The organism is Brevibacillus reuszeri (genome assembly GCF_002897295.1).
Taxonomy (GTDB): Bacteria; Bacillota; Bacilli; order Brevibacillales; family Brevibacillaceae; genus Brevibacillus; species Brevibacillus reuszeri_A.
Map to the genome: position 1 here is coordinate 59,023 of NZ_BEXF01000010.1, position 24,691 is coordinate 83,713.

The 24,691-nt window shown below is 48.6% G+C and carries 23 protein-coding genes; 4 read left to right on the forward strand and 19 right to left on the reverse strand.

Translation table 11 applies throughout. The features are described 5' to 3' along the window. Window positions 1-72: 72 nt before the first annotated feature. The 4 genes from C3B52_RS17065 to zwf are packed head-to-tail and all read right to left on the reverse strand — an operon-like array spanning window position 73 to window position 4,122. Entirely contained in the window at window positions 73-693 is a 621-nt protein-coding gene (locus tag C3B52_RS17065) for a cyclase family protein (protein ID WP_103107611.1), read from the reverse strand. Further along, complete coding sequence (locus C3B52_RS17070) at window positions 690-1,688, reverse strand: Gfo/Idh/MocA family protein (protein WP_103107612.1); 999 nt, start codon at window positions 1,686-1,688, stop codon at window positions 690-692. The genes C3B52_RS17065 and C3B52_RS17070 overlap by 4 nt, the downstream gene beginning before the upstream one ends. Window positions 1,689-1,703: 15 nt before the next feature. Beyond that, on the reverse strand, window positions 1,704-2,606 hold the full coding sequence (gnd, locus tag C3B52_RS17075) for a phosphogluconate dehydrogenase (NAD(+)-dependent, decarboxylating) (protein ID WP_103107613.1): 903 nt from the start codon (window positions 2,604-2,606) through the stop codon (window positions 1,704-1,706). Window positions 2,607-2,631: 25 nt separating this feature from the next. Then, window positions 2,632-4,122, reverse strand: coding sequence for a glucose-6-phosphate dehydrogenase (zwf, locus tag C3B52_RS17080; RefSeq protein WP_103107614.1), 1,491 nt, complete (start codon window positions 4,120-4,122; stop codon window positions 2,632-2,634). 199 nt (window positions 4,123-4,321) lie between these two features. On the opposite strand from zwf, the gene C3B52_RS37815 reads away from it, so the two are divergent. Next, window positions 4,322-4,456 (forward strand): hypothetical protein, encoded by a 135-nt coding sequence (locus C3B52_RS37815; RefSeq protein WP_268811892.1) that lies wholly within the window; start codon window positions 4,322-4,324, stop codon window positions 4,454-4,456. Between the two features lie 29 nt (window positions 4,457-4,485). Next, complete coding sequence (locus tag C3B52_RS17085; RefSeq protein ID WP_103107615.1) at window positions 4,486-5,688, forward strand: saccharopine dehydrogenase family protein; 1,203 nt, start codon at window positions 4,486-4,488, stop codon at window positions 5,686-5,688. A 93-nt stretch (window positions 5,689-5,781) separates the two neighbouring features. Here C3B52_RS17085 and kynB read toward each other — a convergent pair whose 3' ends face one another. Continuing rightward, a complete protein-coding gene (gene kynB / locus C3B52_RS17090; RefSeq protein ID WP_103107616.1) occupies window positions 5,782-6,399 on the reverse strand; it encodes an arylformamidase in 618 nt (205 codons plus the stop codon). 171 nt (window positions 6,400-6,570) lie between these two features. Here kynB and C3B52_RS17095 point away from each other — a divergent pair, with 171 nt between their 5' ends. Next, window positions 6,571-7,779: an MBL fold metallo-hydrolase gene (locus C3B52_RS17095; RefSeq protein ID WP_103107617.1), complete on the forward strand. Its 1,209-nt coding sequence runs from the start codon at window positions 6,571-6,573 to the stop codon at window positions 7,777-7,779. A gap of 175 nt (window positions 7,780-7,954) precedes the next feature. On the opposite strand, the gene C3B52_RS17100 is transcribed toward C3B52_RS17095, so the two are convergent. Then, on the reverse strand, window positions 7,955-8,419 hold the full coding sequence (locus tag C3B52_RS17100) for a MarR family winged helix-turn-helix transcriptional regulator (RefSeq protein WP_103107618.1): 465 nt from the start codon (window positions 8,417-8,419) through the stop codon (window positions 7,955-7,957). 119 nt (window positions 8,420-8,538) lie between these two features. Between C3B52_RS17100 and C3B52_RS17105 the strand changes: the two genes are divergently transcribed. After that, the gene (locus tag C3B52_RS17105; protein ID WP_103107619.1) at window positions 8,539-9,069 is read left to right on the forward strand and encodes a hypothetical protein; all 531 of its coding nucleotides are present in this window, start codon (window positions 8,539-8,541) and stop codon (window positions 9,067-9,069) included. A gap of 207 nt (window positions 9,070-9,276) precedes the next feature. Here the strand turns inward: C3B52_RS17105 and C3B52_RS17110 are convergent, their stop codons facing one another. The 13 genes from C3B52_RS17110 to lspA all read right to left on the reverse strand — a co-directional run bounded on the left by C3B52_RS17110 (window position 9,277) and on the right by lspA (window position 24,566). Next, window positions 9,277-10,563 (reverse strand): MFS transporter, encoded by a 1,287-nt coding sequence (locus tag C3B52_RS17110; protein WP_103107620.1) that lies wholly within the window; start codon window positions 10,561-10,563, stop codon window positions 9,277-9,279. 111 nt (window positions 10,564-10,674) lie between these two features. Then, window positions 10,675-11,310, reverse strand: coding sequence for an orotate phosphoribosyltransferase (gene pyrE / locus C3B52_RS17115; protein ID WP_103107621.1), 636 nt, complete (start codon window positions 11,308-11,310; stop codon window positions 10,675-10,677). A gap of 26 nt (window positions 11,311-11,336) precedes the next feature. After that, window positions 11,337-12,053, reverse strand: coding sequence for an orotidine-5'-phosphate decarboxylase (gene pyrF / locus C3B52_RS17120; protein ID WP_201264906.1), 717 nt, complete (start codon window positions 12,051-12,053; stop codon window positions 11,337-11,339). Between the two features lie 60 nt (window positions 12,054-12,113). Continuing rightward, on the reverse strand, window positions 12,114-15,326 hold the full coding sequence (gene carB, locus C3B52_RS17125) for a carbamoyl-phosphate synthase large subunit (RefSeq protein ID WP_103107623.1): 3,213 nt from the start codon (window positions 15,324-15,326) through the stop codon (window positions 12,114-12,116). Next, the gene (locus tag C3B52_RS17130) at window positions 15,310-16,407 is read right to left on the reverse strand and encodes a carbamoyl phosphate synthase small subunit (RefSeq protein WP_103107624.1); all 1,098 of its coding nucleotides are present in this window, start codon (window positions 16,405-16,407) and stop codon (window positions 15,310-15,312) included. Before C3B52_RS17130 ends, carB begins: the two co-directional genes overlap by 17 nt. A gap of 85 nt (window positions 16,408-16,492) precedes the next feature. After that, complete coding sequence (locus C3B52_RS17135) at window positions 16,493-17,773, reverse strand: dihydroorotase (protein WP_103107625.1); 1,281 nt, start codon at window positions 17,771-17,773, stop codon at window positions 16,493-16,495. Further along, a complete protein-coding gene (locus C3B52_RS17140) occupies window positions 17,740-18,681 on the reverse strand; it encodes an aspartate carbamoyltransferase catalytic subunit (RefSeq protein ID WP_103107626.1) in 942 nt (313 codons plus the stop codon). The genes C3B52_RS17135 and C3B52_RS17140 overlap by 34 nt, the downstream gene beginning before the upstream one ends. Window positions 18,682-18,971: 290 nt before the next feature. After that, window positions 18,972-20,330: a solute carrier family 23 protein gene (locus C3B52_RS17145; protein WP_103107627.1), complete on the reverse strand. Its 1,359-nt coding sequence runs from the start codon at window positions 20,328-20,330 to the stop codon at window positions 18,972-18,974. Between the two features lie 153 nt (window positions 20,331-20,483). After that, window positions 20,484-21,023 (reverse strand): bifunctional pyr operon transcriptional regulator/uracil phosphoribosyltransferase PyrR, encoded by a 540-nt coding sequence (gene pyrR / locus C3B52_RS17150; RefSeq protein WP_049738567.1) that lies wholly within the window; start codon window positions 21,021-21,023, stop codon window positions 20,484-20,486. A gap of 227 nt (window positions 21,024-21,250) precedes the next feature. After that, window positions 21,251-22,597, reverse strand: a complete 1,347-nt coding sequence (locus tag C3B52_RS17155) for a TolB family protein (RefSeq protein ID WP_235615754.1) — start codon at window positions 22,595-22,597, stop codon at window positions 21,251-21,253. Between the two features lie 98 nt (window positions 22,598-22,695). Next, window positions 22,696-23,097, reverse strand: coding sequence for a VOC family protein (locus tag C3B52_RS17160; RefSeq protein WP_103107628.1), 402 nt, complete (start codon window positions 23,095-23,097; stop codon window positions 22,696-22,698). 17 nt (window positions 23,098-23,114) lie between these two features. Beyond that, the gene (locus tag C3B52_RS17165; protein ID WP_103107629.1) at window positions 23,115-24,044 is read right to left on the reverse strand and encodes an RluA family pseudouridine synthase; all 930 of its coding nucleotides are present in this window, start codon (window positions 24,042-24,044) and stop codon (window positions 23,115-23,117) included. A gap of 69 nt (window positions 24,045-24,113) precedes the next feature. After that, window positions 24,114-24,566: a signal peptidase II gene (gene lspA / locus C3B52_RS17170; protein ID WP_103107630.1), complete on the reverse strand. Its 453-nt coding sequence runs from the start codon at window positions 24,564-24,566 to the stop codon at window positions 24,114-24,116. Window positions 24,567-24,691 lie beyond the last annotated feature (125 nt).

A 24,691-nucleotide genomic window follows, 5' to 3' on the forward strand; every position in this document is an offset into this window, starting at 1 on the left:
GTCCGAGACAACAGCAGAAACCAGTCCGAAACACTACAATTGGACTGGTTTCTTTGTTTCATTTTTTCTTGATTAAACAGTTATTCCTTCAAACAGTAGCACTCTTGCTGGAGCAGCGTCTGTACCGATGAGCTTGAGAGGAGCTGCTACCATGAAATACTCCCCTTGGGGTACCTCCTGCAATCGCAATCCTTCCATAACGATTACATTTCCGGCAAACAGTTTTTTGTGCGTGGGATGACCTTCCTGACTTCGTTCAATCCCCAGTGCATCAGTCCCGATCCCGCGTACGCCCAATTGCACCAAGTAATCCGCTCCGTCTTCTGCCAAGTACACGAACGTAAAGGAAAAAGCCTCCTCAAACGAATTTTTCGTTTTAAACAAAACGAAGTCATTTTTCTGAAGCTCAAGCTGCTCCAGATCTGCCCGTGTGATTTGTTCCTCCAGATGAGTGAGGTCCAGTACCTTGCACATTCCGACCAGTTTGTCTAGCGGAATACTCTCCATTGTTTCTCCATTCGTCACCATGTGAAGAGGGGCATCTACATGTGTACCCGTATGAACATCCAACTCGATTCTCGATTCTGTTACGTAGCCATTCGTGACCGTTTTAAAGCTCGGTTGCTTTTCCGGCTTGTTTTTGTAAACCGTCATTCCTTCAAAAATCGCCCCGGTTACATCGTACATTTTCATCCCTGATTCCCTCCCCGCTGGTCTGCTGGAAAAACAAGTCCAATCTGTCTTCTTGCTTCGTCCATGATCTGCATCGTAGCTCGTGAGGCAGCGTGAGAATTTGTCGCTGATTCCTTCTTACCTGCTTGGAACAGGCGAATGAATTCTCTGATTTCATAATGCATGGTTTTCGGTGTTTGCGCTCTCGTTACGTCTTCGATTCGTCCATCCCGATAACGAATTTCCACCTTTTGCGGATGATTGATTTTATCGATTACCATGGTGGCTTCTTCGCCCTGTATTTCTGCAGGAAGGTAGGAGGTCGTAATCTTGGAGTAGCTGATCACGGCATCATGCTCCGCATACTTCAGCAGGATGCTTCCTTCTCCATCTACTCCTGATTCGAGCAAAATCCCCTCGGCTTTGATTCCGGTCGGTTCGCCAAACAATACGACCAATGGATATAGACAGTAAATACCGATGTCCATCAGCGCCCCGTTAGAAAAAAGCGGGTCAAAAGCACGAAGAACCGTCCCCTCCTTGTAAGCGTCATAGCGTGATGAATACTGACAGTTGCTCGCAGCATAGCGGCGGATTTTCCCCAGCTTGTGCAGATTTTCCTGTATGGCGAAAAAATTTGGCGCAAGCGTTGATTTCACTGCCTCCATGAGTAGCACATCGTTCTTTTTGGCTGCCTGAATCATCGCTTCTACCTCGGCTATATTGGAGGCAAACGGTTTCTCGCACAGCACATGCATCCCATGATTCATGCATTGGCTGGCCTGTTCAGCGTGAAAGGAATTGGGGCTAGCAATATAGACGGCGTCAATGGCATTACTTGCTACCATTTCGTCGATGTCTGTAAAAGCATGCGGAGCGTCAAATAGCTCTGCGAATTCCTTGGCGCGGTCGATCGTGCGAGAATAAACAGCTCCCAGCGAAAAGCCTTCTACCTCCTGGCCTGCACGTATAAACTCTTCGGTGATCCAGTTTGTTCCGATGACGCCAAATCGCATCCTGACCACTCCCCTTTACGCTTTTTCATTTTTCTCGACGGCATGTCCCCCGAACTCATTGCGCAAGGCAGCAACTACTTTGCCAGTGAACGTATCTGTCTCTAGGGAGCGGTAACGCATCAACAGCGACATCGCTATCACAGGTGTTGCTACCTGCAGGTCCAATGCGGTTTCAACCGTCCATTTACCTTCTCCTGATGAATGCATGACTCCTTTGATGCCATCGAGCGTAGCATCCTTGGAAAAAGCGCGTCCAGTCAGCTCCATCAGCCAAGAACGAATGACTGAGCCGTGATTCCATACTTGTGCTACTTTTTCATAATCGTATTCAAACTCACTTTTTTCCAACACCTCGAAGCCTTCTCCGATCGCTGCCATCATTCCGTATTCAATTCCGTTATGAACCATTTTCAGAAAGTGCCCGCTGCCAGCTTTCCCCGCATACAGATATCCATTTTCGACAGCCGTATCCCGAAAAAGCGGCTCTACCAGCTCCCATGCTTCCCTGTCTCCCCCGACCATATAGCATGCGCCGTGACGTGCCCCTTCTACGCCTCCCGAGGTTCCAGCATCCATGTAGCGAATTCCGAACGTTTTTAACCGCTCGTACCTGCGGATAGACTCCTTGTAGTGGGAATTCCCTGCTTCAACGACAATATCGCCCTCAGATAGCAAGGGCGTGATTTCTTCGAGCACGGTATCCACCACTTCATGTGGAACCATCACCCAGACTATCCTCGGAGCTTCCAATGCTTCAATAAGACTGGGTAGACTCGCTGCTCCAATAGCTCCATCCCGCTCCAGCTGTTCAACATTGTACGTATTGACATCGAATGCAACGACCTGGTGATGATGCTCCAGCAGGTTTTGTCCGAGATTCAAGCCCATTTTGCCCAACCCGATTAAGCCGACCTTCATTTTTCATCGCCACCTTTTTTTCTGATCATGAGAGTACGCCCAGCACTTCAGACTTACATTCCTCGTCCTGCCACCACGAAAACCCATGCTCTTGCAATAACGCTGCGGACTCCTGTGGACCATATGAACCCGCTGGATAAGAATGCAAGGGAAGCAGATTTTGTGCAAATGCCTCCAAAATCGGCGTTACCCACTTCCACGCCAGCTTGACCTCCAGCCAATGTGCAAAATAGGTCGCGTCACCTCGCAATGCATCATGAAGCAACAGCTCATAAGCTTCTGGGGCTCTGTCCGTATCTGCTAAAAAATCGACGGTGACTGGCTCTAGCTTGCCGTTGTGAGCTGTATTTTTCTGATTCACCTGCAAAGAGATGCCTTCCTCTGGATCTATGCTGATAATGAGCAGATTCGGTGCCATTGCTTGCTGCCCTGGGTAGTCCAGCGAATTTTTAAACTCAATCACGATTTTCGTTACTTTTTCTTTCATCCGCTTGCCTGTACGTATATAGAAGGGAACGCCTGACCAGAGTGGGTCGTCAATCCAAACCCGCAGAGCGACAAACGTATCCGTCATCGAAAGCGTCCCTACCCCAGGCTCGTCCCTGTACCCAACGACATTCTGCCCATGAATCTCCCCTGCGCGATACTGCCCGCGAACGACGCTCCTCAATACTTCCTCTTTTGTCATCGGGCGTAACGCTTCCATCACTTTTCGCTTTTCCTTGCGAATTTCCTTTGCATTCATGCGATTTGGCAAATGCATGGCGATCATCATAAGCAGCTGCAGCATGTGGTTTTGCACCATGTCTCGGAGTGCGCCGGCGTGGTCGTAATACCCGGCTCTTTCTTCTACACCGACCGTTTCGCTTGCAATGATTTGAACGTTAGCGATATATTGGTTGCTCCAGATTGCTTGAAAAATGGGGTTTGCAAATTCGAGTGCTTCCAGATTGCGGACCATAGGCTTTCCCAAATAGTGATCGATTCGATAGATTTCTTCTTCTGTAAAGGACGCACTAAGCTTGTTATTCAAAGCCTCCGCTGATTGCAGATCATGCCCAAACGGTTTCTCGATGATCAGTCTTTTCCAGCCTGCCGTATCTCCAAGCCCGCTCGCCTTTATATTCATGGCAATTATGTCGAATAGCTCTGGAGCTACAGACAAATAAAATAAGCGATTTTGCGGAAGACTCGCTTCCAGTTCGCGCGACACGACGAGATCATGTAATGCCTGATACGCTTCTTTTTTCGTCACGTCAACTGCTACGTAGCGGATGGCAGACAAAAATGCCTGGCTTGTACTGGGTGGAATCTCCCTACTCTGTACCACCTCGCGGATAGATTGCTCTATGCTTTGCAAAAAATCAGCATCCGCATAGCTTCTTCTGCCTACCCCCACGATCGAATAAGAGGCCGGCAGCTTATGATCGACATACAGGTTGAACAGGGCCGGGAATATTTTTCGTTTTGCCAAGTCACCTGTTGCACCAAACAGCACAATCGTCATTGCTTCCATCGATGTTCTCCCTTTTCCTTCTTGGCATAGCTTTCTTCGCAGCTCGATCTATACATCGTTATTATTAGAGAAAATAAGCCTATTATCAAGCAGGTCATTTACATGTTTTTCATACGCTCTTTGCGCATGGGACGTCTGGGGCGAATCATATACATAGATACTAATCCCATTCTTTTTTACCAAGGAGGTATCCATGAAATTGAATTTGAGATTACGCCCTCCAGAACACAGCCGCTATGGTGTCAGCACGGCGACAACTATTTCTGAAGTGATGGATTGTCTTGCTCACAAGGAATTGTTTCTGGAAAAATGGTTGTTCCGAATGCGAAGATAGTCGATTTGCCCATCAGGGAGGAGGACTCTATGAGAGTCGCAATCGTAGGCGTTGGTGGAGTCGGACAAGTAAGCGCATGTGAACTGATCAAATCTCGTTATGTAACGAAGCTGGTATTAGCTGATATTTCGATCGGTCCTGCGGAGGAGCTAGCTGCAGAGCTGCGCAGGGAAACAGATGTGGAGATTCAGGTAAAACGGGTGGATGCCCGCGATGTATCTAGCGTGCAGGCCATACTCGGCGACATTGATTTGCTGCTTCATATCGGGCTGCCAGAAAACAATTTTGATGTGATGAAGGCTTGCTTGAATACAAAAACACATTATATTGACACCGCCTCATCCGGTCCACAATGGCTGCGAAAACAGCTTTCCTGGAATGATCAGTTCCGCGCTGCCGGAATTCTCGGGATCATGGGGCTTGGATGCGATCCAGGTTTTTCCAACATTGCCGCCCGCTACGCTGTTGACCAGCTGGACGAGGTGGATGCCATTCTGATTCGGGACGGCGACAATTCGGTTGTGGATTACGACGGCTTTTGCTCCTATTTCAGTCCGCAGACGGCAATCCAGGAGTGTCTGGCCAAACCGAACTATTGGACAGCTGACCAAGGAGAGCAATATTTTCCATCCCCTTTCGCCAATAAGGAAGAGTTTGAGTTCCCAGAGCCGATTGGCTGGCTGGACTGCTATAACGTAGAGCACGAAGAGGCTACGACATTAGGGGAAACGATTGGCCGTGCCAAAGGCTGCAAATATGTCGATTTCAAATACGCGCTGCATCCCGACTTTGTAAACACATTAAAAGTGCTGCGCTATTTGGGGTTGGACAGTGACGAGGAGATTGAGGTCAAAGGCGTGCGTGTATCCCCTCGTGATGTTGTCGTGACGTCGATGCCAAAGCCGGTTGATCTCGCCGGAAAAATTCACGGATACTCCAGCGTCGGCGCACTCGTCAAGGGCAGAAAGGATAACAAGCGAAAAGAAGTTTACGTCTACACGATCGCGAATCATGACGAGGTTTTTTATAAAACCGAATTCCAGGCGACGATCTGGCAAACAGGAATCCCACCTGTTGTTGCTGTGGACATGATTGCGGAGGGGCTTTTGACCACTACGGGCTGCATCCCTCCTGAGCTGATTGATCCCATCCCCTTTTTGGATAGACTCAAAGCTCGGGGTATGGCGTGGGATGTCATTGAAAAAACCTCGCCGCTATTGCAAATCAAGTAGATCGTAAGTTGAGTATAGAAAGAAGAACCGTTCACGCCGTACATGGCATGGACGGTTTTTCGCTTTTTCTTTCTGAAATGCAGGACAACTGGTTCAGCCACGAAGAACTGCTCGTACCGGACTGCCGTCTGCTTCTTCAATTTGCAGCGGGAGAGCGATCAGCTCATAAATGCCTGGCTCTACATCCCCCAGCCACAAGCCTTCTAAAATATGAATATCGTTCTGGTGTAATCCATGGTGGGCAGGCAATTCTTTGCTATCGAGCGGATCTACCGAAGGAACATCTACGCCAATCAACCGAATCCCTTTTTCAGCGAGAAAGGGAGCAAGATCCGGTCGTAGATAGCAAATCGATTCTGGAAACTGGTCGGGGTCACTCCAGGAGGACGTGCGCAACAACAGACGTGTAATGCCTGTCAGATCAATATTGGCCAAATCATCTGCACCGATGCTCGTCCTGCCTGCTACGTCAACGAGTTTCGCTTGCCCTACGTATAAGTTCAGGTCGAGATCCGTTATTTTTCTGCCTTCGTCGTCGAAATGAAACGGGGCATCTACGTGAGTTCCCGTGTGGATGCTCATCGTCAGCTTGCCTACATTCACAGAGCCACTATCAGATTTCGGCCAGCTTACTTCATATTGAAATGGTGTATCGCCTGGCCAGGTTGGCATTCCTCGTTTCAGTGGGCGTGAAATATCGTAAAGTTTCATACGTCCTCCTCTTTATTTCGTCCAGAATCTTTCATTTAAATATTTCCAGATTATAGAATACTGAGAGGCCTGTCAATATTCCCTAAATGAAAATGATAGGAGAAGGATTTTTCTACAAGCATCTCTAATGATCTAAGTAAGACATTGAACCTCAGATAGGAGCGAGCCTAATTGCGCGTCATCACTTTATGTGGATCAACCCGATTCAAGAAACAATTTCGTGAAATGGAAGCGACTCTCACCTTGCAAGGAAACATCGTGATTAGCGTAGGGTTCTTCGAGCAAAGCGAGGGCATCGCTGTTACCTCCGAGCAGGAAGCACTGTTTGAAAAAATTCATGCGAAAAAAATTGAAATGGCCGATGAGATTGTGGTCATTGACGTTGGTGAGTATATCGGGAGCAGTACCTCGAAAGAAATCGCGTACGCGAAGCAGCTGGGGAAACCCATTCGTTATTACTCTATGTTAACCTCCACAGTCCCTTCCAGTCAGGGTGTGCAGTCCAGTGAAAAACAAGAAATCACTCGGCTGCATGAGCATATTCTCTATCTGCCTGCCAATCATGATACAGATCGCCCGATTCTAGCCGCCATATCTGGCACGGACCGCACGCTTATTATGGACGCTGGAAACTCCCCTGCTCATGCCTCCCTTTTTCTTAAAGGGTTGTCAGCCTATGAGCTTCCACGTACAAGTATGGTGGTGCTGACACATTGGCACTGGGATCATATTTTCGGATTGAGCTATATGAATCTGCCTTCCATCGCACATGTACAAACAAAATACGAGATGGAAAAGCTCGCTGAATTCGCTTGGACCGACGAGGCCCTTGATCAGCGCGTAGAGGAAGGGATAGAGATTTCCTTTTGCGCGGAAATGATCAAAAAGGAGCTGCCCGGACTTCTCCGCAGTGAGATATCCATTGTGTCTCCTACCGTTGTTTTTGAGGAGCGACTGGAAATCGATTTGGGGCAGGTCACCTGCATTTTGCAGCACGTAGGTGGAGACCACGCGCAAGACTCGATTGTTTTGTATGTCAAAGAGGCAAAAACGCTTTTCCTCGGTGATTGCTTGGCACCCGATATTTACGCTTGTGAATGGAGCTATACCCCTACCTCATTTTTAGAGCTGATGGACAAAATTGAAGCATTTGATGCCGATACCTATGTAGAATCCCACGGAGCTCCCATGCCGAAAAGCCAGTTCCAACAGGAAATGACCGAGATGAAACAAATGGCTCATGCCGTCATGCTGCATTGTGGTGACAAAGGTGCGATTCAAGCTGAATTAGCTGACACCTACACTCGAGCTTGGACACAGTCTGATGATCAGCTTCTGGGTTATTTCGTGAACGGATACAGGAAGCAAGGGCAAAAGTAGCTTTCTTAATGGCGCAAGAAAATCTTGTAATATGAGATATCGAAGCATTCTATTATTCCGAGGGTGTGCAATTACACGTCTAAACGATCCTCGGCAAAATGCTCAGACTGGCTGGTGTGCAGCAAATATTATAATCAGGCCATCCGCTAAAGGATGGCCTGATATGTGTCATTTTTTATTTTTTTAGCTTCAAGGTCTCGTTCAGGAGAATATCCCGGCTCCTTTCAAAAAAGTCAAAGAGGAACTTGATTTGTTCGTTATCATACTGCTCAAGCATCTCTTTCATCGAATGTCCGAACGATTGCAAATGCGACATGATTTCGCTCTCTGCCTTTTTCGTGTGGACGCGGACCATCACTTTTCTGCGATCTTCCTGATCCTTTTCACGGAACACATAACCCGCTTTTTCTAGGCGGTCAATAACTCCCGTAACCGTTCCTGTCGTCAGCCCCGTCAAATCCGAAAGTTTCCCCGCTGTTATCGGCTGATTCCGCAATATAATGTCCAAGCATTTATGGTCCGTCGAGTTTAATCCGAGCTTTTCGGCCACAGCTTGGTGAAACAAAATAGTATCCGTACTAAAATGCCGCAACTGTTCATTGAAGATATGGAGCAGATTTTCCCTTTCGTTTGTTGACACAAGAGAATCCCCCTGTTTATAATTATCTTATCTCGCGAGATAAATTTCTTATTTCAGGAGATAAGTTACATGGACCCATTATATCATTTTTCGGCTGACCGAAAAAAGGAGTGTAAGGAATGTCCAGAAAATTAACGCAAAATCAAAAAAGCTGGTGGCTCATTTCCCATTTGCTGTTTACTGCGATGTGGATCGGAGGAGGCTTTACTCAGATTGTAATGATTGTTCTGATTCACCTGACGTCGAACGGAGAGTTCCTGTACGCGGCTCATTCTTTCATGCATATTTTTGACTTGGCTCTCATTATTCCAGGCGCATTGGGAGTTGTTATTACGGGGATTGTCCTGTCAGTGCGGACACATTGGGGGTTAACGAAATATTATTGGATTATTTCTAAAGAAGTGATCGCGTTGATACTTATCGCCTCAGGAGGTGTACTGAACATTTGGGTTCAGGATGCAATTACTATTACGTTAACTGAACGTCTGAATGCTCTTAACAACACTGCTTATTTGCATGACCGGCTTATGCTTTTACTTTTCGGTGCAGGCCAATTAATTTTATTGGTAACCGTAGTGTTGATATCGGTCAAAAAACCTTGGGGCAAGCGAAAAAGCAATCGCTTACCGAGGCTGGGAGCCAATGAATGATCAAGTCTTTTAGTGGTCTTGGGTATGTCAGTAGTGCTGTAGAAGACCGGAACTCCTATTAACATTAGGTGCTCCGGTCTAATTCTTTATTTTCGTTGAACAGTTGGTTATTCCCACGAAAACAAAAAAGACGACCCCCTCCAATCATGAATCACTGGAGAGATCGCTTCCTTCTTTGTGTGGCGATTAACCAGCCACCAGGCTTTATTAGTCCAATTCTACATCTTTTGTCTCTGGCACCATTGTCAGCATAACCAAGAGACCAATTGGGTAGACGAGGAATACCAACGACATCGCTCCCATGATGTTTCCACCAACACTCAGCATCCCGATGATGGCTGGTCCAAAGCCTGCCAGACCGCGGCCTGTACCAAAAATAAAGTTTTCTGCTGTGGAACGTGCCTCTGCCGGGTAGTTTTCCGCAAGCACTGCTCCAAAGCCGCCCATCATTCCGTTTACAAAGAACCCTAAGAGGGCGCTCCCCCACAGCAGTACCGATTCATCGGTAAAAACAAAGAAGTACAGCACACATGCGATTGTTCCCCCGATGTAGTAAATCGAAAACGTCTTTTTGCGACCAATTTTATCAGCGAGAATACCGAACACCATAATTCCGATCAGCATACCGATCGTGGAAATCAGCATCCAGCCACTTGCTTTAGCCAAGGTGTATCCGTATTTTTGCGCGAGCACGGTAGGCATCCATGAAAAGATACCATAGTAACCGAAGTTTTGAATAAAGGACATGATGATGAGTCCGATTGTAGCAATGGTTAGCTTTTTGGTTGCAAACAGTTTACGTAGAGGGAACGTAGTCATTTGCTTCAGAGCTTTTTCCTCATCAGCCGTAAGCGTTCCTTCTGCCGCCTTTTTCTGTAAATGCTTTTTGTATTCGTTTTTGCTTTTCCAGATTTCTGGCTCCTTTAGACCAAAGCGTGCATAAGCGGCAAGCAGTGCAGGCAATAGTCCAAACAGAAAGACTGCGCGCCATCCAAAAGTCGGAACAATGATAGCTGGCAATACCGAGGCAGCGAGTACACCAAGCTGCCATCCGAGTGCTACACCCGAAGTCGCTTTGGCCCGTTGCTTTTTAGACCATGTCTCTGTTACTACCGCCATCCCGATTCCAAATTCTCCACCGACGCCGAGACCGACCAAAAAGCGAAGAATCATCAGATGCGAATAGTCGGTTGCGAAGTAAGTTAATGCTGTAGCAATGGAAAAAAGTAAAATCGTTAACGTAAAAATGCGAATGCGTCCGTAAATATCCGCGAGAAAGCCAAATAAATAAGAACCAATCAAAATACCTATCGTCGTTACAAGAGTAAGATTTCCTGCTTGGACAGGAGATAAACCGAATTCATCGATAATAAAAACGAGTACAAAAGCCAATAAAAGCATGTCCAAGCCTTCTGCTGCATACCCCAGTATGGACCCGACAAGTGTTTTGATCTGTGTTGATTTTGTTTCTTCTACATGATTCGCTTTTTGCACAAAAGTACTCCTCTCGCTGTCTGAAAATCAGTTGAGATTCTATCTTCCCAAAAAAGAGTGGAGACGATTTTTGTATCGTATCCACCTCATTGGAGCCTGCCTATTTCGTTTTTATTCAAAAAAGGTACGTGGGGATTTACGCCATTCTCCCAAAATTTTCTCCTGCTCGGAAGTGATGACACCTTGCTCGGATGCCGCCTCCAGCAGCGCTGTATAGTTGGAGATGGTTGTGCAAGGTACACCCGCTTCGGCAAACAAAGCTTCTGCGTCTGGGAATTGATAGCTGAAGATCGCTACGACTCCAAGAACTTCCCCGCCCTCTGCTTGAACAGCTTGAGCTGCTTTAAGCGAGCTGCCTCCAGTAGAAATCAGATCTTCGATGACCACTACTTTTTGACCAGCAGTCAAAGCACCCTCAATCTGATTTTGACGACCGTGACCTTTTGCCTTGTCACGCACATAAATCATCGGTAGATCAAGCAGCTCGGCTACCCATGCAGCATGTGGGATACCAGCTGTCGCAGTACCCGCTACTACCTCTGCTTGTGGATAGCGCTCACGAATCAGCTCTGCAAATGCACGAGCGATTTCGCGACGAACCTGTGGGTGAGACATGGTGATTCGATTATCGCAATAAATAGGAGATTTAATTCCAGATGTCCATGTAAAAGGCTGATCTGGTCGCAGGTGAACAGCACCGATCGAAAGCAAGCTGCCCGCGATGCTTTTCGCAATCGTATTCGTCATTTTGATTCTTCCCTCCAGGTAATTCATTATTTCCGATCCGCTTCTACAGCTTGCACGATACTTTGCCAGGTAGCCACTGGATCTTTTGCATTCGTAATCGCACGACCAATCACGAGATAATCGCTTCCCAAACGGAAAGCCTCTTCTGGTGTTGTAATTCGCGTTTGATCTCCCTGGTCAGCTCCGATTGGGCGAATTCCAGGTGTCACGGTTACGAATGCGTCACCTGCTGCCTTTTTAATCATAGGAACCTCAAGTGGGGAAGCGACAACCCCGTCCAAACCAGCCTGCTTTGTCATCATGGCGTAGTGTACGACCACGTCTTCAACTGAGCCTGGAATCATCAACTCCTGGTTCATCGTCCGTAGTCCAGTAGAAGTAAGCATGGTGACCCCGATCAGGATGGGACGAGCAGCACCAGCTGCTGTCCCTTGCTCCAGTCCTTCTCTCGCCGCTGCCATCATCGCTACCCCGCCAGCAGCATGGACGTTCACCATGTCTGCTCCCAGACGCGCGAGGCTCCTCATCGCACCTTTGGCCGTATTCGGGATATCGTGTACCTTGAGGTCAAGAAATACCTTCAGTCCCTTTTCCTTCAGATAGGATACGATGGCTGGTCCTTCTGCATAAGCGAGCTCCATGCCTACTTTTACATAGCGGATATGCCCTTGCAATGGCTCCAGGCACTGCTTGATCTCTTCCAGCGTGGAAAAGTCGAGCGCAACGATCATGCGCTCACGAATATCAATGGTTTGTGGTTGCACACTACTCTCCTCTTTTCTGCTCGGTTTGTTCCTTATTCCTTAAACGGTCACCGTTACTTTTGCTCCTGCCATCTGGGCTGGCATCGCTTCTGTCGAGAACGTAATGGTCTCAAGTACGTGCAGCAGGGCAGCTGCCGTATCGAGCGAGGTCAGGCATACAGCTCCATTTTCCACTGCTTCACGGCGAATGCGGAAGCCGTCACGCTGTGGCGTTTTGCCTTTGGTCAGTGTATTGAGCACGATGTTTGCTTCTCCTGTATGGATCACATCCAGCAGGTTTGGCGTGCCTTCAGACAGCTTGTTTACGCGCGTCACTGGCAGTCCAGCCAGTTCCAGATAATCTGCCGTACCAGCAGTCGCCATCAGCTTGAAGCCCAGCTGGCGGAATCGTTTTACGATATCCAGTGCTTCTTCCTTGTCTTTATCGGCTACCGTCACGAGCAGTGTTCCTTGTGTCGGGATATTCATGCCAGCTGCTACCAAGCCCTTGTAGAGCGCTTTAGCCAGCGTGCTCTCACGTCCCATAACTTCACCTGTAGACTTCATCTCAGGACCGAGGGTAATATCTACACGACGCAGCTTGGCAAAGGAGAACACCGGTACTTTCACCGAAACCACTTTCTCCTCTGGATGGTAGCCAGGTGTAAAGCCTTGGTCTACGATCGAGTGTCCGAGAATCGCCTTCGTTGCGATATTGGCCATCGGAATTCCTGTCACTTTGGAGAGGAATGGCACTGTACGGGAGGAGCGAGGGTTTACCTCGATGACATATGGACGATCTTTGTAGATAACGAACTGGATATTGAGCAAGCCTTTGATTTGCAGCGCGCGAGCCAGCTTGGTTGTCATTTCGACCAGCTCATCCTTGATCGCCTGCGACAGGGATTGTGGTGGATATACCGCAATCGAGTCACCGGAGTGAACCCCTGCACGCTCAATGTGCTCCATAATGCCCGGAATCAGGACATTTTCGCCGTCGCAAATCGCATCTACTTCGGCTTCCACCCCTACCATGTATCGGTCTACGAGTACCGGATGATCAGGATTGACCTTTACCGCTTTTTCCATGTACTCCAAGAGCTCAGGCTGATTGTAGACAATCTCCATTGCGCGTCCACCGAGGACATAAGACGGTCGAACCAATACCGGGAAGCCCAAGCCTTCTGCGGCGACCACTGCTTGGTCTACGGAAGTTACTGTTTTTCCTGGTGGCTGAGCGATTTCCAGCTCGCGCAAGAGTGCTTCGAACTTTTCACGGTTTTCTGCCGCATCGATGTTTTCCAGGCTCGTTCCCAAAATTTTGATTCCGCGAGCAGCCAGCTTGTCAGCCAGGTTGATTGCCGTTTGACCGCCAAACTGTACGATGACACCCTCTGGTTTTTCTGCATCTAGAATGTTCATCACATCCTCGATGTACAGCGGTTCAAAGTAGAGACGATCGGAGGTATTGAAGTCGGTTGAAACAGTTTCTGGGTTGTTGTTGACGATGACTGCTTCATAGCCAGCTTCTCTCAACGCCCAGACAGCGTGTACAGTCGCATAGTCAAACTCAATCCCTTGACCGATCCGGATTGGACCGGAGCCGAGCACGACTACGCGTTTTTTGCCTGTTTCGATACGCTCGTCCTCAGTCTCGTAGCTGGAGTAGTAGTATGGTGTCTGCGCTTCAAACTCAGCTGCGCAAGTATCAACCATTTTATAAACCGGAACAAATCCGTTTTCTATGCGTAGTTCACGAACTGCATCCTCTGCTTGCCCGGAGAGCTCTGCAATTTTTCTATCCGTAAAGCCCATGCGTTTGGCTTCATACAGCTTTTCAGTCGTCAGTCCTTGAGCCAATTCCGCTTCAAAAGCAACCATCTTGTGGAACTTGTGCAGGAAGAACAGGTCGATCTTGGTCAGTGCATGCAGCTCATCGATTGTCCATCCGCGACGCAGTGCTTCTGCCAGTAGGAACAGGCGCTCATCGTCTGCTTGTACGAGGCGTGCTTTCAGTTCTTCAGCAGGAATATCTGCTGCGCCTTTAATTTCGATATGGTAGCTGCCAATCTCCAGGGAGCGGATTGCTTTCATAATCGATTCTTCAAACGTGCGTCCGATCGCCATAACTTCACCGGTTGCTTTCATCTGTGTGCCGAGCTTGCGGTTGGCAGATTGAAACTTGTCGAACGGCCAGCGTGGAATTTTGCTAACAATGTAGTCCAGTGTTGGCTCAAAGCATGCGTAGGTTTGGCCGGTTACCGGGTTTTTCAGCTCGTCCAGGGTGTAGCCAATCGCGATTTTTGCAGCCATTTTGGCAATCGGATAACCAGTTGCTTTGGAAGCAAGCGCAGAGGAACGGCTCACGCGTGGGTTAACCTCGATCACATAGTATTGGAAGCTGTGCGGGTCGAGTGCGTACTGTACGTTGCAGCCGCCCTCGATCCCCAGTGCACGAATAATGTTCAGGGCGGAGGAGCGCAGCATTTGGTACTCACGATCTGCGAGTGTCTGGCTCGGTGCTACTACAATCGAATCACCTGTGTGAACGCCGACCGGATCGATATTTTCCATGTTGCAGACCACGATGCAGTTGTCGCTTGCATCACGCATCACTTCGTACTCGATTTCCTTCATGCCCGCAATGCTCTTCTCGATCAGGCATTGGGTGATCGGCGAGTATTTCAAGCCGCTCGCGACAATTTCACGTAGAGTTTCTTCATCGTCACAAATACCTCCGCCAGTTCCACCCAAGGTGTAGGCTGGACGTACAATGATTGGATAGCCGATCTCATTTGCGAAGTCTACTGCTTCCTCAACTGTACTTACAATTACGGATTCTGGAACAGGCTCGCCCAGCTCATTCATCAGGGCGCGGAACAATTCGCGGTCCTCTGCTTGCTTGATCGACTCCAGCTTGGTGCCGAGAAGCTTCACATTTTCTTGCTCCAGTACGCCTGCTTCAGCAAGTGCTACTGCCATGTTCAATCCTGTTTGCCCGCCTAGTGTAGGCAAAAGTCCGTCTGGCTTTTCTTTACGAATGACACGCGCCACAAATTCTGGCGTGATGGGCTCGATGTACACTTTGTCAGCCATGTTGGTGTCGGTCATGATCGTTGCTGGGTTGGAGTTGATCAGAACAACTTCCATACCCTCTTCTTTTAAAGCTTCGCAGGCTTGCGTACCTGCGTAGTCAAACTCAGCTGCTTGCCCGATAACGATAGGACCAGAACCGATCACGAGGATCTTTTTTAAATTAGCGTGTTTTGGCATGAGTTTTCTCCCCCTTAGCGGTATCCATCATTGCAAGAAACTGATCAAACAAGTAACCGGAGTCATATGGACCTGGTGCTGCTTCCGGGTGATATTGAACGGAGAAAGCGTTCTTCGACACGTTGCGAAGTCCCTCAATCGTACCGTCATTTAGTGCAACATGTGTAATTTCCAGCTCTGTTCCAGCCAGGGACTCTTCCTGGACAGCATAGCTATGGTTTTGCGAAGTAATGTAGGTTCTGCCTGTAGGCAATTCCTTCACCGGATGGTTTCCACCACGATGACCGAATTTCAATTTCATGGAATCAGCGCCAGATGCAAGTGCAAACAATTGGTGTCCCAGACAAATTCCGAACAGTGGGTACTCTCCCAAAATCCCGCGAATCATCTCTACTGCCTCTGGCACATCTTTTGGATCTCCAGGTCCGTTTGAGAGCAGGATGCCATCCGGCTGGATACGGCGAATTTCCTCGGCTGTTACGTTGTAAGGAACAACCACCACGTCGCAGTTACGCTTCGTCAGCTCACGCAAGATTCCGTGCTTGGAACCGAAGTCCACTAGTGCAACACGATGTCCGGTGCCAGGGCAGCTAAAGACGCTTTTGGTAGAAACACGTGATACCTGATCCGTCATTAGCTGTGTGCCTGTCAGTGCTGCAACCAACTCAGTAAGCGGAGCTTCACTGGTCGTAATCATTCCTTTCATCGTTCCATGGTAGCGGATTTTTCTGGTCAGCATCCGCGTATCAATTCCGGCAATCCCCGGGATGTCATATGTTTTCAAAAGCTCATCGAGTGTGTTGGTATTGCGCCAGTTGCTTGGCATGTCACAGTGTTCGCGTACCACAAAGCCGTGAATGTATGGGCGCACAGCTTCAAAATCGTCCCGGTTGATTCCGTAATTTCCGATCAACGGATAGGTCATCGTTACGATTTGTCCGCAATAAGATGGGTCTGACAAAACCTCTTGATAACCTGTCAAGCCCGTATTGAACACGACTTCCCCGTAGGATTCCTTTGTCGCCCCAAAAGCTGTACCGATAAACTCTGTTCCGTCTTCCAAGATCAATCTAGCACGCATCTAACGCTCCTCCTTCTGTGTCGGGTAAGACGCTATCGCCTTACCCGTTTTGCCAGCCTGTATTTGCTTGGCTGCTCTCTATTTTCTAGCCCTCTTGATGTACGATTTGGCCATCTACCAGTGTCAGGATTGGCCAGCCCTTGCATGCCCAACCTGTAAACGGTGTATTGGTTCCTTTGCTCGCAAAGGTTGTCGGATCGATCGTTTTTTCTGTTTCCAGATCGATAACAGTCAAGTCTGCAGGTGCTCCTACTTCAAGACGACCGTATGGCAGTCCGAAAGCGTTGGCAGGCTTTATCGTCAGTAGCTCCACCAGCGTTTTGAGCGTCAGCTCGCCCGTTTGAACCAGATGCGTATAGAGCAGTGGGAAAGCTGTCTCCAGTCCAACAATTCCAAACGGTGCGCGGTTTATGCCGTTTGCTTTTTCTTCTGCTGTATGAGGCGCATGATCAGTGGCAATCATATCGATCGTGCCGTCCTTCAGTCCTGCGATGAGAGCAGCGCGATCCTCACGAGAGCGAAGCGGCGGATTCATTTTCCAGTTTGTATCGAGATTGTCTGGAATATCCTCGTCACACAAGAGCAGATGGTGTGGCGTCACTTCGCAAGTGACATTCACTCCCGCTCGTTTGCCATCCCGTACGAGACGGACGGATTCTTTTGCACTGATGTGGCATACATGGTAGTGGACACCTGTTTGTTCCGCCAGCAAGATGTCGCGTCCTACGTGGATGGATTCGGATTCAGATGGGATACCCGGCAGTCCATGACGGGCAGCTACAACTCCATCGTGCAGAGCAGCTCCCGGGATCAACAAGTCTTCATCCTCACAGTGAGCCACGATGGAGATTCCGAGCTCAGCCGCTGCTTTCATCGCTGTTTTCATCATGCCGGTAGATTGAACGCCTACTCCATCATCTGTCAGGGCAAAAATTCCTGCTTCCTTCAATCCTGCGAAGTCGGTCAGTTCTTTACCCAATTGGCGGATCGTAATCGCACCGTATGGAATCACACGTGCCATACCAGCCTCGCGTGCTTTGTCCAAAATGTACTTCACTGTTTCCACGCTATCGATGGAAGGGCGCGTATTAGGCATGCAGGAGATGGTTGTAAAGCCGCCTTTTACCGCTGCTTTTGCTCCTGTTTCGATTGTTTCTTTATGTTCAAATCCAGGCTCGCGCAAATGAACGTGCACGTCGATGAGACCTGCGCTGATCATGCCGCCTTTGCAATCGATCCATTCGTGTCCTTCTCTCGCTATTGCCTGGCCAATTGCTTTGATTTGTCCGCCTTCAACCAATATTTCTACCGGGATAAGCTCTCCCGCTTGATTTAGTATGTTGCCGTTGCCAAGGATGGTTCCCATGTCATTTCGCTCCCTTTCAGTAACGTTTCTAGTACTGCCATGCGTGCTGCTACTCCGTTGGTTACCTGTCTTTGAATCAGTGATGTCTCGCACTCTACCAGGTCTGTATGGATCTCTACCCCACGATTCACTGGTGCCGGATGCATAATCACCGCGCCAGCTTTCATCATTTTTGCACGCTCCAGTGTCAATCCATGTGCCTGATGATACTCTTCCTTGGAAATGTAGAGTGATTCAGAGTGACGCTCCAGTTGTACGCGGAGCATCATGACTACGTCCGCTGTCTGAACTGCTTCTTCCATGCTGACGATTTTCACACCATCAGGGACTTGCGCTGGCATCATGCTGGTCGGTCCAGAGAGAAGCAGGTTGACACCGAGCTTCGGCATCGCGTGCAGGTGTGATCCGAGTACCCGGCTGTGGCGCAGGTCGCCGATAATCGCGACGGTGAGTCCTGACAGCTTGCCGAATTGACGTTTCATGGTCAACAGGTCCAAGAGGCTCTGCGTTGGGTGCTCATTTGTTCCGTCCCCTGCGTTGATCAGCTTCATGTCGACTGTTTCTGCCAGCTCTTGCAGCAGTCCCTCTTTTTTCGTGCGGATGACAGCTGCCTCCACTCCCATCGCTTCCAGGGTACGGATGGTGTCATACACCGTCTCACCTTTTACAGCAGAGGAGGTTTCAGGTATGAAGTTTAACACGTGGGCACCCAGTCTCTTTTGAGCTACTTCAAATGAGAAGCGGGTTCTGGTGCTTGCTTCAAAGAACAGATTCGCCACAAAGCGTCCGTGCAAAATAGTTGCCTGCTCGGCAGGGCGATTCGCCCAGTACTCTGCGCGCTCCAGCAATTGAATCATCTGTTCCTTGGTTAAATCTTTCAAGCCAATCAGGTGCGCCATGTTGTTCATCTTGAATTCCTCCGTTTTCTCTGATTTAGAAGAAAACCTCTACCGAGGCTTGTTCATGTTGGAGCGACCGCGTTTAAGCGGAAAGTTTCACCGCCGTAATGCCTGGAGCAGACGCTGAGGTACCTTGTCATGCTTATACGGTCGAAAGAAAAAGCTTCTTGAATCTCGTTGCCGTTTTGAGAGGGCAAGTGAGACAAGAAGCTGTGTAGTCCGCCGATTTTGGGCGTCGTTAAACAGCGTTCTATGCCTTGCCAGCCTCTCGGGACTGGATTTAAAGGAATTCGAACGTATCAAGCTGTTTCTGTATTCTGTTCCTGCTCTCGGTTTGCCTCTCCCATCGCTGATTCCTTGCCTGGCAGAATTACATGCAGGATGATGCCGAGGAAGGTAGAGAAGGCGATATTGTCGATGGTTAAATCATTCAAGACACCTAAGCCCGCGAAGCTGATTTTATATCCGCCGATTCCTGTAACCAGAATCGCTGCGGCGACGATCATATTGCGTTTATTGGCAAAGTCTACTTTGTTTTCAACATACATCCGCAGACCCTGTGCTGCGATAATTCCGAACAGGATGATAGATACTCCGCCCAGGACCGGAGTCGGAATGCTCATCAAAAGCGTGCTGATTTTGCCGATGAAGGCGAACAAGATGGCCATTACTGCTGCCAGTGCGATCACAACTCGGCTGTAAACCCGAGTGATGGCGAGTACACCGATGTTTTCTCCATACGTCGTAGCTGGTGGTCCACCGATAAAGGCTGCCAGTGATGTCGCAATACCATCTCCGAGCAAGCTGCGATGCAGCCCCGGATTTTTCATCAAATCGCGGTCCATGACCTTGCTCGTTACGAGCAGGTGACCCAAGTGCTCGGCGAGTGTTACGAACGCTACAGGAGCGATAACCAGTGCAGCGATCCAAGCGGATGGCTGTGTGATGACTTCTGCTACTGCACCAAACTTGAAGTGGGTAGTGAACATGTCTTTAAAGCTTACGAACACAGGCGCTTCAGCTACCTTTTGAAAGTCGATCAAGCCAGGGTGGCGCAAGAGCGTGTACACATACCCTACGATAATTCCGATCAGAATTGGAATCAGTCCGAAGAACCCGCGCAGCATAACTGCTGCAAGAATAGTCACGATCATAGTAACCAGTGAGATTTCAATGGATGTAAGCGACATTTGTGATTGACCATCTACGGTAACTTTCGTTGCCATATCTACTGCTACGCCTGCAAGGCTAAGTCCGATTACAACGATAACCGAAGCAATGACGACTGGCGGGAGTACTTTGTCAAGCCACTTGACTCCAGCTTTCTTCACAATTGCCGCGACGATGATGTACACAATCCCCGAGAGAAAGCATCCTAGTAGCGCGGTTCCTACACCGTGTGAAGCACTTACTGCAATGATCGGTCCGATAAAGGCGAACGAGGAACCGAGGTAATTCGGTATTCTTCCTTTTGTAATCCACAGGAACAACAGCGTTCCAATACCGCTCGTGAACAGGGCAGTGGCTACATCCAGTCCAGTCAGGATTGGTACGAGTACAGTCGAACCAAACATGGCAAACAAATGCTGGATGCTAAGTGGCAGCAATCGAGATATATGTGGCGTTTCGTCTACGTCTACGAAGTTTTTTTGGCTCATGACCCTATGTTCCCCCTGTGTTACTGTTTTCTTTCAAACAAAAAGCCTCTTTGTGCGGACACAAAGAGGCGAGCTTCTCCATCATCTAGTGGGAAGACTTCCTGCCTCTTGCCGACCTCACGGGATCGTTTTTAAAGAGGAATCATTTAATTTTTAAAGAAGCTGCCTGATGGATACGATATCCATCACGTCAACCTCATCCAGCTGCACATCCACGATTTCCGTGCGGGCTGTCGGAACATTTTTCCCTACGAAATCCGGGCGGATCGGAAGCTCGCGGTGACCGCGATCGACCAGCACAGCCAGTTGGATCATCCGTGGACGTCCGTTGTCAATCAGCGCGTCAAGCGCAGCTCGTACAGTACGTCCAGTGTAGAGTACATCATCTACGAGAATAACCGTTTTACCCGTAATTTGGGATGGGAGGGACGAACCCTGCAAGACGGCATCTTCTGACTTGTGCTGCAAGTCGTCACGGTAGAAAGTGATGTCCAGCTCACCGACTGGTACTTTTACATTCTCAATCATTTCGATTCTTTCTACCAGACGTTGTGCCAAGTAAATCCCTCTGGTTTTGATCCCGACGATGATGCAATCCTCGACACCCTTGTTGCGTTCAATGATTTCGTGTGCAATTCGTGTTAGCGCCCGGCGAATTGCTGCTTCATCCATGATGACACTTTTGTTGATCATCTGCTTTTCCCTCCTCGACGGGAACAGTGGACTTAAAGAAAAACGGCTCCTTGTCAGGAGACAAGAAGCCGTTTGGACACGTTAGCTACTAGAGGGAGCTCCCTCTTTTTCGCTACCGCGTCTCTTCCGTGCCCTTGCCAGCCTCACTGGACTGGATTTAAAGGTTCCATTCGTCAAGTAGAATTATGTCATGGAACAAGGCAGGTGTCAATGGAATCAAAAGAAATCTAACTATTCCAATGAATACTAATCCACGGTGGCAAATAATTGGCGTAATAGCCGATGTCACCTGTAATGCCTTTGATCAGCTCGACTTCCTTATCTCCTTGCTTCAAAAATAACGATCCTCTCTCTGCTTCGTTCATTCTCATGAACAACAGCTGTGTGCCATCATGAGAAGGCGTCGGATAGTAATCCGCAGTCTGTTCTGTACCCTGTGTCACCTGCTTTTGCTCGCCAGTTTCTGCTTGCTTCCAAATGCGTTGACCAGGCACCATCATTTTTTTCGGATCATAGTGATACTCCGTGCCTTTACCGCGTGAGAAGTAAAGCGCTGCTTGTTCTTTGCTAGTCCAGACTGGCAGTGTGTCTACCCATTCTTTTTGACTGGCAGGTACGACCTTTCCTTCACGATCTGCCAGATTCAGATGTTTGTTCATCGTGGCGATCCGATCGGCACCCTCTATAAATGCGAGATATTTGCTGTCGGGTGACCATGCGAGCCAATCGGGATACGCCAGACCTGTTCCAAGAACTGTCGGGAGCTGATTTGGCTGTGTCAAGTTAAATAACTGGATAGGCACGCCATCTGCTGACAGAGAACCGGAGTTATAGCGAACAAAAAAAGCAACACGTGTTGCATCAGGAGAGACCTTCATGCCTTCTGGCGCCCAAGGATAAATCCCTTCCTCCACTTTTGGCGGCTTGGCTAAAGGATAGGTTGCTAGCGTTTTTCCCACCAGACTTCGAAGTTCAAGCGTCATTGCCCGATTCTTTTCTGCTGGCGTGGAAACCAACAGCTTTTCACCATCAGGCATCCATGTAAAATCAACGATATCTGCTGTGGTTTTACTTTGCAGTGTGAGCTCACCACGATCCGAGATCGTTTTGAGGACAATCTGTGTATTCGGCACTTCATTGCTTCCGATGTTGATCGTATAGGCGAATGTGTTTGCTTTTGGAGACCATTTCGGCTTTTGCATGACGGGTCTTTCATCTACTTGGATGACTCCGCTCCCATCGCTCCTTACCGCCCACAAATAGCCAGGCGTCGAGTAGTTGTCATTTCCTTTGAATTGGAGATACAACAGCCATTTCCCATCTGCCGACCAATCCACGATCTCTGTGAACCCATTCTTTGTAATCTGTTTCGGAGCCTCATTCTGATTCCTTCCGTCCAGTAAATAAAGATTCTGGTGACTGGTGAAAGCAATGTTCGCCGGAACACTAACGTTTTTGTTTACCCGCTCTGGCGGCAGATTCCCAATCTCAGCAGCCATAACCTGCCCACTCCCAGCAATTAGCATGGCAAACGTGCTGGCTATGCAAATCAGCCTGCTCCATCCTTTAAGCATCTGTCATTTCCTCCCTACTTTCTGATTTAAAAAAACGCCAGAAGAAAGCTTTCTGCCCTCTACTAGCGTTTTCCGTTCCCATACTCATTATGTAAGTTTCACATCGTTGTCGGTTGCAGCAGCAAAAATCGATTTCCGTACAGGTCCTCAAAAATGACTTCCTTCCCGTACATCACCTCATGAGGTTCACTAATAAACCTCACCCCACGCTGCCGAAAGGTCTCATATGTCCCTTCGAAATCCTCTGTTTGCCATACCCACATCGGATTTTTGCCTACCTGCTGAAGCATCGCTTGTGCTACCTCTTCATGATGCCAGTGCGTAGGGTCATGTAACACGATTTCTAGTTCCTGATCAGGCAGCCCAATAGTAAGCCACCGGGAGCCGTCATCCATTTTGGAATCCATCCGTTTTTCAAAACCGAGCTTCTCTGTATAAAACTGGAGGGCTTCCTCACAATCACGTACATACAACGTCACATGAGCCAACCGCTTGAGCATTGACGATTCCTCCAGCTTTATAATTGTCGTATAAATTGCATCGTATCGATTAATTCTTTTGGCAATGGAGCTTCGAACTCCAGCCGCTCGCCTGTTCGAGGGTGGGTAAAGCCGAGTGTTTTCGCGTGCAGGGCCTGTCCGTCGAGGTCCAACGTATCTTTTGGTCCATACTTAGGATCACCTGCGAGTGGATAGCCAATGTATTTCATGTGCACACGAATTTGGTGGGTGCGTCCCGTCTCCAGCTTGAGCTCTACCAATGTGTGCTCCTTGAATCGCTCCAGCACGACAAAATGAGTAACGGCTGGCTTGCTGTTTTCAAAGACGACAGCCATCTGCTGTCTGTTCTTCGGATCGCGGCCAATCGGAGCGTCGATCGTCCCCATTTCATGTGGGATCACACCATGAACAATCGCCACGTATTTGCGATCCACAGTATGCTCTTTCAGTTGTTCGGCGAGTCCCACATGTGCCTTGTCATTTTTTGCGACCATCAACAAACCAGATGTATCCTTGTCAATACGATGTACGATGCCTGGGCGAAGCACACCATTAATCCCTGACAAATCCTTACAGTGTGCGAGCAATCCATTCACAAGTGTCCCACTATAGTGCCCAGGTGCCGGATGGACAACCAATCCTCGTGGCTTGTTTACAACGACAACGTCACTGTCCTCATAGACGATTTCCAGAGGCATAGCTTCTGGTTCGATCGTCATTTCCTTAGGCGGAGGAACACGCAGCGTTACCTCGTCCTCGGCCTGTAGCTTGTAATTGTTTTTGATTGGCTCGCCGTTAACCGTTACGCGCCCTTCCTTGACCCAGGCTTGGACCTGCGAACGGGACCAGTCTTCATTTTGCAGGGTGATATATTTGTCGATCCGCTCACTTACATCGGAGGGCTCTACATTCCAATCATAACGTTCAAATAATTGCGTGTCGTTCATGCTTGTCTCCTCATCAGGTTACTATATTCGCGTCTGTTTCATTAGTATCAGCGAAAACAGACTCTTCCATTACCGATCTTTTTTCTTGCCATCCAAAAGAACATCGAGCAGCAATAGGCCTACCCCGATCGTGATCGCCATATCCGCCACGTTGAAAATCGGAAAATTGATCAAGGTAAAATCGAGGAAATCAACAACTTGACCCGTCGTTGCACGATCAATAAAGTTTCCAATCGCTCCACCCAATACGAGAGAAAGTGCCAGGGAAGTGCGCGGTTGTTTTTTTCCAATGCGAATCAGGGAGAACACGATTCCGACGACTACAGCAATCGTAATGACGATAAACAGCCAGCGTTGGTTTTGCAAAATACCAAAAGCTGCTCCCATATTTCGATGTGAGGTGAGATGAAATACATCGGCGATCAAAGGAATTGATTCTCCTCGCTCCATGTAATTCAATACGAGATGCTTGGTCCACTGATCAAGCGCAATAATGACTGCAGCAATGAGATAATACAACAATGGAATATCCTCCTTCATCTGACCCGATCAGCCTAACAGTGCGTGTTCAAAAAGTTGGCTTTTCAGCGCCGAGAAAATGGCGAGAACCGTACGAAGGAGGAGCGGAGTGTAGGCATGCTACATGA

What these genes read in the sequence shown, in the direction of transcription:
- C3B52_RS17065 (WP_103107611.1), bottom strand. Translation starts at nt 693, where the DNA reads ATGAAAATGTACGATGTAACCGGGGCGATTTTTGAAGGAATGACGGTT.
- C3B52_RS17070 (WP_103107612.1), bottom strand. Translation starts at nt 1,688, where the DNA reads ATGCGATTTGGCGTCATCGGAACAAACTGGATCACCGAAGAGTTTATA.
- gnd (WP_103107613.1), bottom strand. Translation starts at nt 2,606, where the DNA reads ATGAAGGTCGGCTTAATCGGGTTGGGCAAAATGGGCTTGAATCTCGGA.
- zwf (WP_103107614.1), bottom strand. Translation starts at nt 4,122, where the DNA reads ATGGAAGCAATGACGATTGTGCTGTTTGGTGCAACAGGTGACTTGGCA.
- C3B52_RS17085 (WP_103107615.1), top strand. Translation starts at nt 4,486, where the DNA reads ATGAGAGTCGCAATCGTAGGCGTTGGTGGAGTCGGACAAGTAAGCGCA.
- kynB (WP_103107616.1), bottom strand. Translation starts at nt 6,399, where the DNA reads ATGAAACTTTACGATATTTCACGCCCACTGAAACGAGGAATGCCAACC.
- C3B52_RS17105 (WP_103107619.1), top strand. Translation starts at nt 8,539, where the DNA reads ATGTCCAGAAAATTAACGCAAAATCAAAAAAGCTGGTGGCTCATTTCC.
- pyrE (WP_103107621.1), bottom strand. Translation starts at nt 11,310, where the DNA reads ATGACGAATACGATTGCGAAAAGCATCGCGGGCAGCTTGCTTTCGATC.
- carB (WP_103107623.1), bottom strand. Translation starts at nt 15,326, where the DNA reads ATGCCAAAACACGCTAATTTAAAAAAGATCCTCGTGATCGGTTCTGGT.
- C3B52_RS17130 (WP_103107624.1), bottom strand. Translation starts at nt 16,407, where the DNA reads ATGCGTGCTAGATTGATCTTGGAAGACGGAACAGAGTTTATCGGTACA.
- C3B52_RS17135 (WP_103107625.1), bottom strand. Translation starts at nt 17,773, where the DNA reads ATGGGAACCATCCTTGGCAACGGCAACATACTAAATCAAGCGGGAGAG.
- C3B52_RS17140 (WP_103107626.1), bottom strand. Translation starts at nt 18,681, where the DNA reads ATGAACAACATGGCGCACCTGATTGGCTTGAAAGATTTAACCAAGGAA.
- C3B52_RS17145 (WP_103107627.1), bottom strand. Translation starts at nt 20,330, where the DNA reads ATGAGCCAAAAAAACTTCGTAGACGTAGACGAAACGCCACATATATCT.
- pyrR (WP_049738567.1), bottom strand. Translation starts at nt 21,023, where the DNA reads ATGATCAACAAAAGTGTCATCATGGATGAAGCAGCAATTCGCCGGGCG.
- C3B52_RS17155 (WP_235615754.1), bottom strand. Translation starts at nt 22,597, where the DNA reads ATGCTTAAAGGATGGAGCAGGCTGATTTGCATAGCCAGCACGTTTGCC.
- C3B52_RS17160 (WP_103107628.1), bottom strand. Translation starts at nt 23,097, where the DNA reads ATGCTCAAGCGGTTGGCTCATGTGACGTTGTATGTACGTGATTGTGAG.
- C3B52_RS17165 (WP_103107629.1), bottom strand. Translation starts at nt 24,044, where the DNA reads ATGAACGACACGCAATTATTTGAACGTTATGATTGGAATGTAGAGCCC.